Source organism: Streptomyces alkaliphilus (genome assembly GCF_014141535.1).
GTDB classification, from domain to species: Bacteria; Actinomycetota; Actinomycetes; order Streptomycetales; family Streptomycetaceae; genus Streptomyces; species Streptomyces alkaliphilus.
Map to the genome: position 1 here is coordinate 1 of NZ_VKHT01000083.1, position 9,928 is coordinate 9,928.

The following is a 9,928-nucleotide window of genomic DNA, read 5'->3' on the forward strand; positions in this document are numbered from 1 at the left end:
CACGCGGAACGACCCGCGGACGTCGCCCGGGCCGCCTCCGGGACGGTGGGCACCGCGCCGTCCGCGGGTCGTTCCGCGTGTCCCGTCTCCTCCCGTGCTCATCCCCGGTGCCCCGTCGTGCGGCGGGGCCGTCCTCCACAAGGAGCAGTCATGGAACGGCGTCATCTCCTGCGCGGCGCGGTCGTCGGCGCGGGCGCGGTGGCCTTCGGGTTCACCATGACCCGCGAGTCCTTCGGCTACCCCGCCCGAACCGGACCGAGCCCCTACGGCGCGCTGCGGGCCGCCGACGCCAACGGCATCCAACTGCCGCAGGGATTCACCAGCCGGATCGTCGCCCGCTCCTCCCAACTCGTCGCGGGCACCTCCCACCGCTGGCACGGTGCCCCCGACGGCGGCGCCTGCTTCGCCGACGGCAGCGGTTGGATCTACGTCTCCAACGCCGAACTCTCCAACGGGGCGGGCGGTGTGGGCGCGATCCGCTTCAACGCCAACGGCGGCATCACCGGTGCCTACTCCATCCTCTCGGGCACCAACCGCAACTGCGCGGGCGGCGAAACCCCGTGGAACACCTGGCTCTCCTGTGAGGAGGTGAGCCGCGGCTACGTCTACGAGACCGACCCGCGCGGGGTGAACGCCGCCGTCCGGCGTCCCGCGATGGGCCGCTTCAACCACGAGGCGGCCGCCTGCGACCCCGACCGGCGGGTCATCTACCTCACCGAGGACGAGTCCACCGGCGGTTTCTACCGTTTCATCCCCACCACCTGGGGCAACCTCTCCTCCGGCACCCTGCAGATCCTCACCCAGAACGGCGGCTCGTTGAGCTGGGTCACCGTCCCCGACCCCTCCGCCTCCTCCACCTCCACCCGCAACCAGGTGCCCAACACGCGCCGTTTCAACGGTGGTGAGGGTTGCTACTACCGCGGCAACATCTGCTTCTTCACCACCAAGGGGGACAACCGGGTGTGGGCGTACAACGCCGCCGCCAACACCCTGGAGATCGTCTACGACGACGACCTGACCGCCAACCCGCCGCTGACCGGTGTGGACAACATCACCGGCACGCCCGTCGGTGACCTCTACGTCGCCGAGGACGGCGGCAACATGGAGATCTGCATCATCACCCCCGACGACGTGGTCGCGCCCTTCCTGCGGATCACCGGGCAGAACTCCTCGGAGATCTGCGGCCCCGCCTTCAATCCCGCGGGCAACCGCCTGTACTTCTCCTCCCAGCGCGGCACCAGCGGCTCCAGCAGCGGGGGCATCACCTACGAGGTGACCGGCCCCTTCCGGACCTCCCGCTGATCCCGATCCCGGCACCCGCCGCGCGCCTCCGGGCGGGGCGGGTGCCGGGAAGTGGCGTGAGGGGGACACGCTCCGTGCGACGGTCGGACGCGCGTGCGCAACGCCCCGGAAACGGTGTGGTGGAATGCTCCCGTGGCCCGGCGGTTTCCGTACCCCGGGAGCGGGCGGCCTGACCGGCGAGGATTGGGTGGAGATGGACAAGCAGCAGGAATTCGTGCTCCGCACCCTGGAAGAGCGCGACATCCGGTTCGTCCGGTTGTGGTTCACCGACGTGCTGGGCTTCCTGAAGTCGGTGGCCGTCGCCCCCGCCGAGCTGGAACAGGCGTTCGAGGAGGGCATCGGCTTCGACGGCTCCGCGATCGAGGGCTTCGCCCGGGTCCACGAGTCGGACATGATCGCCAAACCCGCCCCCGGTACCTTCCAGATTCTCCCCTGGCGGGCGGAGGCCCCCGGCACGGCCCGGATGTTCTGCGACATCCTCATGCCGGACGGCTCGCCGTCCTACGCCGACCCCCGGTACGTGCTCAAGCGCATCCTCGCCCGCACCTCCGACCTCGGTTTCACCTTCTACACCCATCCCGAGATCGAGTTCTTCCTGCTCAAGGAGAAGCCCACCGACGGCCGGGCCCCGGTGCCCGCCGACTCCTCCGGCTACTTCGACCACACCCCGCAGCACGTGGGCATGGACTTCCGCCGACAGGCCATCACCATGCTGGAATCCATGGGCATCTCGGTGGAGTTCTCCCACCACGAGGGCGCTCCCGGCCAGCAGGAGATCGACCTGCGCTACGCCGACGCGCTGACCACGGCCGACAACATCATGACCTTCCGGCTGGTGATGAAGCAGGTCGCGCTCGAGCAGGGCGTGCAGGCCACCTTCATGCCCAAGCCGTTCTCCGAGTACCCCGGCTCGGGCATGCACACCCACCTCTCGCTCTTCGAGGGCGACCGCAACGCCTTCCACGAGACCGGTGCCGAGTACCAGCTATCGAAGGTGGGCCGCTCCTTCATCGCGGGGCTGCTCCGGCACGCGGCCGAGATCTCCGCGGTCACCAACCAGTGGGTCAACTCCTACAAGCGGATCTGGGGCGGGGCCAACCGCCCGGCCGGTGCGGGTGGCGAGGCCCCCTCCTACATCTGCTGGGGCCACAACAACCGCTCCGCGCTCATCCGGGTGCCGATGTACAAGCCCGGCAAGACCGGTTCCACCCGGGTCGAGGTCCGTTCCCTGGACTCCGGCGCCAATCCCTACCTGGCCTACGCGGTGCTGCTCGCCGCCGGTCTCCAGGGCATCGAGAAGGGGTACGAGCTGCCGCACGGCGCCGAGGACGACGTGTGGGCCCTCTCCGACGCCGAGCGCCGCGCGATGGGCATCGACCCGCTGCCGCAGAACCTCGGCGAGGCCATCGAGCTGATGCAGCGCAGCGAACTGGTCGCCGAGACCCTGGGCGAACACGTCTTCGACTTCTTCCTGCGGAACAAGAAGCAGGAGTGGGAGGAGTACCGCTCCGAGGTCACCCCCTTCGAGCTGCGCAAGAACCTCCCGGCGCTGTGACCGGTGCCCCGCCGGGGCACCGGCGGGGCACCGGTCACGGGGCGGGCGGGGCCGGTCGGGGAGGAGCCGGGAAACCGGGCGAAAAACCGGGCGAGGGGGCACCACGCGCCGTCGCCCCGACGGCGCGGGCACCACGGGCACACACGCCACGCAACCAAGGAGTACCACCGTGTCGCAGGGCGGGCGACGGGACAGCCGGTTCGGGCAATTGCTGCGTCGGGGGTTCACCGACCCCGGTGGCGCCGTACGGCTCCTGGACACCATCGAACCCCGGACCATCGGGGGCGGGGACACCGTCCTGCTCGACGCGCTGGGCGCCACCGCCGACCCCGACCTGGCACTCCGCTCGCTGGCGCGCATCGTGGAGGCCCAACCGCCGGAGCGCCGGGCGGTCCTGGTGGACACCGTGCTGTCCGCCAAGCCCCTGCGGGATCGACTGCTCGCAGTCCTGGGCGCGTCCGAGGCGCTCGGTGAGCACCTGGCCCGGCACCCCTCCGAATGGGAGGCCCTGGTGGCCTTCCGGACCGCGGCCGAGCTGCACCCCGGCATCACCGACTTCGAAACCGACCTGGCCGGTGCCCGGGACGCCGACGGCCTGCGCCTGGCCTACCGACGGGCCCTGCTGCTCATCGCCGCCCGGGACATGAGCGGGACCCACGGCTTCGCGGAGGCCGCCGCCGAACTGGCCGACCTGGCCGGCGCCACCCTGCGGGTCGCCCTGCGGATCGCGGGGGAGGAGACCCCCGAGGACGCGGAACGGTGTCGGCTGGCCGTCATCGGCATGGGCAAGTGCGGGGGTCGCGAGCTGAACTACGTCTCCGACGTGGACGTGATCTTCGTCGCCGAGCCACCCGAGGACGTGGAGGAGCACGTCGCCCTGCAGGCCGCGACCCGACTGGCCGGACGGATGATGCGGCTGTGTTCGGACACCACCGCCGAGGGCACCATCTGGCCGGTTGATCCGAACCTCCGCCCCGAGGGGCGCAACGGCCCGCTGGTGCGCACCCTCAACAGCCACCTGGCGTACTACCGGCGTTGGGCGAAGACCTGGGAGTTCCAGGCCCTGCTCAAGGCCCGCCCCGTCGCCGGGGACAGCGAGCTGGGCGTCGCCTACCACGAGGCGATCGCCCCGATGGTCTGGGAGGCCGCCGCCCGCGAGAACTTCGTCCCCGACGTGCAGCGGATGCGCCGCCGGGTGGAGGAGTCCGTCCCCGCGGGGCAGCTGGAACGGGAACTGAAACTGGGACCGGGCGGGCTGCGGGACGTGGAGTTCGCCGTCCAACTCCTGCAACTGGTCCACGGTCGCAACGACCCCGCCCTGCGCAGCCCCACCACCCTGGACGCCCTGGCCGCGCTCGCGGCGGGCGGGTACGTCGGGCGCCGTGACGCGGCGGACCTGGACGCCTCCTACCGCTTCCTGCGCACCGTCGAGCACCGCATCCAGCTCTTCCGCCTGCGCCGCACCCACCTGATGCCCGAGGAGGAGAGCGAGCTGCGCCGCCTGGGCCGCTCGCTCACCCTGACCCGCGACCCGGTCACCGAACTGCACACCGTCTGGCGTCGGCACGCCGCGGTGGTCCGCCGGCTGCACGAGAAGCTGTTCTACCGCCCCCTGCTGGACGCGGTGGCCCGTCTGGAGGCCGGTGCCGCCCGGCTCGGTCCCGAGGCGGCGGGGGAGCGCCTGATCGCCCTCGGCTACGCCGATCCCGGCGCGGCCCTGCGCCACCTGCGGGCCCTCGCCTCCGGCGTGAGCCGCAAGGCCGCCATCCAACGCACCCTGTTGCCGGTCCTGCTGGACCGTTTCGCCGACGCCGCCGACCCCGACTCCGGCCTGCTCAACTTCCGCAAGGTCTCCGATGCCCTCGGCGACACCCCCTGGTACCTGCGACTGCTGCGGGACGAGGGCACCGCGGCGGAGAACCTCGCCCGGGTGCTCTCCGCGGGCCGTTTCGCGCCCGACCTGCTGCTGCGCGCCCCTGAGGCGGTGGCGCTGCTCGGCGGCGGGGAGAGCCTGGCGCCGCGCGGTCGGGAGAGCCTGGAGCAGGAGGTGATGGCGGCCGTCGGTCGGCACCCCGACCCCGGGGGCGCGGTCACCGCCGTGCGCGGGGTGCGCCGGCGCGAGTTGTTCCGTACCGCGGCGGCCGACGTCATCGAGGCCTACGCCGCCGCTCCCCCCGTGGCCCGCGAGGAGGAGACCGGCCCCGTCGATTCCGACCGGCCGGGAGCCGCCCCCTCCCCGTCGGGGTCCATCGCGGGGGGGTCGGCGACACCGGAGCCGGGCGGCCCGGGGGACGCCCCCTCCGTCCCCGGCACGGTGGACCCCGAGCGCTTCGACCGGATCGGCCGGGCACTGGCCGACATCACCGCCGTGACCGTCTCCGGGGCCCTGCGCGCGGCGGTACGGGCCCACAGCGGGAACGCGGAACCACCGGTGCGCCTGGCCGTCATCGGCATGGGCCGGTTCGGCGGCGGAGAGGCCGCCTACGGATCCGACGCGGACGTGATCTTCGTGCACGAGGCCCGGGAGGGCGCGTCGGAGGAGGAGGCCGGGAAGGCTGCCTTCGCCATCGTCAACGAGATGCGCCGACTGCTCCAGATCCCGGCCACGGACCCACCCCTGCTCGTCGACGCCGACCTGCGGCCCGAGGGACGCACCGGGCCCCTGGTCCGCTCCCTCTCCTCCTACGCGGCGTACTACCGACGCTGGTCCGTGGCCTGGGAGAGCCAGGCCCTGCTGCGGGCCATCCCGGTGGCCGGGGACGTCGACCTCGGGCGTCGCTTCGTGGAACTGATCGACCCGTTGCGCTATCCGCAGGGCGGTCCCGACGCGGACGCGATCCGCGAGATCCGCCGACTGAAGGCGCGGATGGAGGCCGAGCGACTGCCGCGCGGCGCCGACCCCACGCTGCACGCCAAGCTCGGCCGGGGCGGGCTGTCGGACGTCGAGTGGACGGTGCAGTTGCTGCAACTGCGGCACGCCGCCCGGGTACCGGAGTTGCGGACCCCCTCCACCAGGCCGGCGCTGGGCGCCGCCCACCGGGCGGGGCTGCTGACCGACGAGGAGGCCGGGGTCCTCCAGGAGGCGTGGCTGCTGGCGGGCCGGGTGCGCAACGCCGTCATGCTGGTGCGCGGCCGGCCGGGCGACACCTTCCCCAACGAGAGTCGGGAGATGGGCGCGGTCGCCCGCTACCTGGGCTATCCGCCGGGCCACGCCGGTGAGCTCCTGGACGACTACCGGCGCACCACCCGGCGGGCCCGGGTGGTGGTGGAGGACCTCTTCTACGGCGGTTGACCTCCACGGCGGTCGACCCGGGGTGAATGGTTCAGGCCGTCGGCGGGCGCGGCGTCGGGGGTGGACCGACCTCCAGGAGCAGACGGGGGCGCGCCCCGGACGCGTGGTCCCGGCTCTCGCTCCGGTGGGGACCGGGACGGTCGTGGTGGTCGGTTTCCGCCGCCCCCGACCCGGGGGCCGTCGGGCTCCCGCCCCGATCCCGGGCATCCGCGGCGGCCGCCGGGTTTCCGGCGGTCCCGGTCCTCCCGGTGGCATCGCCCGGGCCCCGGGTGCCGTCGGGCGTGTCGCCCCCCACGTGTGTGGGGGTGTCCTCCCCCACGGGACGGCGCGGCAGCCGGTAGCACAGGCGCCCGAACCACAGCCCGGAGACCAGGAAACCGAAGCCCAGACAGATCACCCCGCCCACCGCGTCCAGCCAGAAGTGGTTGGCGGTGGCCACGATCACGAAGAGCGTCGCCGGCGGGTACAGGGCACCCAACACCCGCACCCATCGCCGCCGGGCCAACATCACCAGCGTGATCCCGCACCACACCGACCAGCCGATGTGCATCGAGGGCATCGCCGCGTACTGGTTGGAGACGGTCTGCATGCTCTCCGAGGAGAGCGAACCCCAGGTGTTGTGCACCAGCCCGGTGTCGATGAAGTCCACCCCCTCCATCAGCCGCGGCGGCGCGAGCGGGAAGAGGTAGTAGCCGAGCAGGGCCACACCGGTGGTGGCGAACAGCACCAGGCGGGTCGCCCCGTAGCGTCCCGGGTGCCGGCGGAACAACCAGACCAGCACGCCGATGGTCACGAGGAAGTGCAAGGTGGCGTAGAAGTAGTTCACGCCGGTGATCAGCCAGGTGATCTCGTTGACCGCGTGGTTCACGGCGTGCTCGAAGGCCAGCCCCATGGATCGCTGGATGTCCCAGATCAGCTCGGCGTTCCGCTGGGCCACGACCTCCTGGTCGGGGACCGCGTTGCGGATCATCGAGTAGACCGAGTAGCTCACCGCGATGAGCAACAGCTCGAACCACAGGCGGGGCCGTCGCGGGACGCGCAGGCGGGCGAACGGCCGACCACCTCCCGCCGGGTGCTCACCGGGCCCGTCGCCCACGACCTCCCTGTTCACCCGCTGGTCTTCCTTCGCGCCGACGACTCCGACAACCGTTTCCCCCATGGGGCCTCAGTCTGCCAGAGCCGGGCGAACCGTCGATCATCCCCGGGAACGGTCTTCGCCGGGTTCCGTCCTCCCCGCGACGGAGACGCCCCCCGGGGCGGCGGCGGTGGAACCCCTGACCACCAGCTCGGGGAGGAAGACGTACTCGCTGTGCGGGGCGGGGGTGCCGCCGATCTCCTCCAACAGCGCCCGCACCGCCGCCTGACCCATCGCGGGAACCGGCTGGCGGATGGTGGTCAGCGGCGGATCGGTGAAGGCGATGAGCGGCGAGTCGTCGAAGCCGATCACCGAGACGTCCCGGGGCACGGTGAGTCCGCGTCCGCGCGCGGCCCGGATGGCGCCCAGGGCCATCATGTCGCTGGCGCAGATCACCGCCGTGCACCCGCGGTCCAACAACGCCGAGGTGGCCGCCTGGCCGCCCTCCAGGGTGTAGAGGGAGTGCCGGACGAATTCTCCGCTCTCCTCCGCCTCCAGCCCCAGTTCGTCGGCCATGGCGCGGAGGAAGCCCTCGATCTTGCGCCGCACCGGCACGAACCGGGCGGGGCCCAGCGCGAGGCCGATGCGCCGGTGGCCCAGGGAGGCGAGGTGCGCGACCGCCAGGCCCATCGCGGCCCGGTCGTCGGGGGAGACGAAGGGGGCGCGGACCTTGGGGGAGAACCCGTTGACGAGCACGAACGGCACGCCGTGGCCGCGCAGGCGCTCGTAGCGCTCCATGTCGGCGGTGGTGTCGGCGTGCAGGCCGGAGACGAAGATGATCCCCGACACGCCGCGTTCCACGAGCATGCCGGTGAGTTCGTCCTCGGTGGAGCCGCCCGGGGTCTGGGTGGCCAGCACCGGGGTGTAGCCCTGCCGGGTCAACGCCTGGGCGATGACCTGGGCGAAGGCCGGGAATATGGGGTTCTCCAGCTCGGGGATGATCAGGCCCACCAGCCCCGCGCTGCGTTGCCGCAGTCGGGCCGGTCGCTCGTAGCCGAGCAGGTCGAGCGCGGCCAGCACGGCTTCGCGGGTGCCTGCGGCCACCCCCGGTTTGCCGTTCAGGACTCGGCTGACCGTGGCCTCGCTGACCCCCGCCTGGGCTGCGATGTCGGCAAGCCGTGCGGTCACGAAATCGGACTGTACCGGTCACCGGGGGCGCTGCCCACCGCACGGTGGTGATTCTTCGGAAATCATCCGGAATGTGCCCGCCGTCGGGCGTGTCCCGATCGGGAGGTGCCCGATCGGGAGGTGCCCGATCGGGAGGTGCCCGATCGGGAGGTGCCCGATCGGGAGGTGCCCGACGGCGGACGGCGACGAGCCCGGGCCCCGGGTGAGGGGGTCACCCGCCGTCGGTGCCCCCGGTGGCCACGGTGTGGTCGGTCAGCAACTCCTCGTGCCAGGTCCGGGCGGTGACCGCCAGGGCGTCGGCCGGAGTGGTCTCCCCGAACAGCACTCCCGTGTACGCCTCCTCCAGGTCGCCGAACATCCGGGACCCCTCCGGCAGCGGGATGCGCGGCACCGCCTTGGTGTGGGCGAAGTAGAAGGAGTTGCGCACCGGGTCGGCCAACACCGCGTCGGTGTAGGCGGCCTTGCGGGTCGGCAGCAGTCCCAGTTCCACCGCGGCCTTCTCCTGCTGTTCGGCGGCTGTCATGAAGGACACGAACAGGTGGGCGGCGTCCGGGCTCCGGGTGCCGGCCGAGACCACCAGATTGTGGCCGCCGGTGGGAGAACCCGCGGTCCCGCCGCTGCCGGCGGGCACCGGCGCGATGCCGAGGTTGGTGCCGTCGGCGAACACCGAGGAGTCGAGCAGGTCCGCCACGGCCCAGGGGCCGTTGAGCATCATGGCGGCCTCGCCCCGCTTGAAGGCCCCCTGCATGGCCCCGTACGCGTCCTCCTCGGGCGGAACCGGCGCGGCGCCGGACTCCACCAGGGATGCGGCGGCGGAGAGGCCGCGCACGGCGGCGGGGCCCGCCACCGTGATGGTGCGGGTCCCCGGGTCGATCAGGTCGGTGTCCTCCCCGTAGAGGAAGGGCAGCGCGAAGTACCCGTCGGTGTTGAGCACGATCCCCTCGGCGTCGGTGGCCCCGGCGACCGCCAGGCCGTACTCCTCCACCTCCGACCAGTAACGGGGCGGCCGGGTGAGGCCCGCCCGCTCGAAGAGTTCCTTGTTGTACATCAGCGCCAGGGTGTCGGTGACCTGCGGGACCCCGTACACCGCGTCGTCGAACACGACGCTCTCCACGACGGTCTCCAGGAATTCCCCCGGGGCCGGTTCGGCGGGGGTGCCGGCCAGGTCGGCCAGCAGGTTGCCCGCGACCATGTTCGCCGTCCACCCCACGTCCGCCCGCAGCACGTCGGGGGCGGAGCCGGTCCCGACCGCCTCCAGATACCGCTGCTCGGCCTCGAAGAACGGCACGTTGACGTAGTCGACGTCGATGCCGGGGTGCTCCCGTTCGAAGGCGGCCACCAACTGGTTGAACAGTGGGGCCTCGGTCTCGTTGGAGGTGTCCCAGAAGGTGATGGAGCCGGTGACGGGCTCCGCCTCCGCGCCGCTGTCCCCGCCTCCACAGGCCGCGAGGGGAAGCAGTACGACGGTCACCGCCAGGAGCGCCGCCCCCGGCGGAATGCCCCGGGACCGCCGGCC

At 72.4% G+C, this 9,928-nt stretch carries 5 protein-coding genes and 1 pseudogene; 3 read left to right on the forward strand and 3 right to left on the reverse strand.

The features are described 5' to 3' along the window. Window positions 1-150: 150 nt before the first annotated feature. From FNQ90_RS04980 to FNQ90_RS04990, 3 genes are all read left to right on the forward strand, one after another. Entirely contained in the window at window positions 151-1,302 is a 1,152-nt protein-coding gene (locus FNQ90_RS04980) for an alkaline phosphatase PhoX (protein ID WP_182605146.1), read from the forward strand. Between the two features lie 193 nt (window positions 1,303-1,495). Next, window positions 1,496-2,857 (forward strand): type I glutamate--ammonia ligase, encoded by a 1,362-nt coding sequence (gene glnA, locus FNQ90_RS04985; protein ID WP_143623241.1) that lies wholly within the window; start codon window positions 1,496-1,498, stop codon window positions 2,855-2,857. 169 nt (window positions 2,858-3,026) lie between these two features. Then, on the forward strand, window positions 3,027-6,149 hold the full coding sequence (locus tag FNQ90_RS04990) for a bifunctional [glutamine synthetase] adenylyltransferase/[glutamine synthetase]-adenylyl-L-tyrosine phosphorylase (protein ID WP_182605147.1): 3,123 nt from the start codon (window positions 3,027-3,029) through the stop codon (window positions 6,147-6,149). Window positions 6,150-6,471: 322 nt separating this feature from the next. Here the strand turns inward: FNQ90_RS04990 and FNQ90_RS04995 are convergent. From FNQ90_RS04995 to FNQ90_RS05005, 3 genes and pseudogenes are all read right to left on the reverse strand, one after another. After that, a pseudogene (locus FNQ90_RS04995) lies at window positions 6,472-7,308 on the reverse strand (phosphatase PAP2 family protein); the annotation flags it as partial. 36 nt (window positions 7,309-7,344) lie between these two features. Continuing rightward, window positions 7,345-8,412 carry a LacI family DNA-binding transcriptional regulator gene (locus tag FNQ90_RS05000; protein ID WP_182605149.1) on the reverse strand — a complete coding sequence of 356 codons (1,068 nt, stop codon included), beginning with the start codon at window positions 8,410-8,412 and terminating at the stop codon, window positions 7,345-7,347. A 211-nt stretch (window positions 8,413-8,623) separates the two neighbouring features. After that, the coding region (locus FNQ90_RS05005; protein ID WP_182605150.1) for an extracellular solute-binding protein at window positions 8,624-9,928 on the reverse strand (1,305 nt) is incomplete at its 5' end.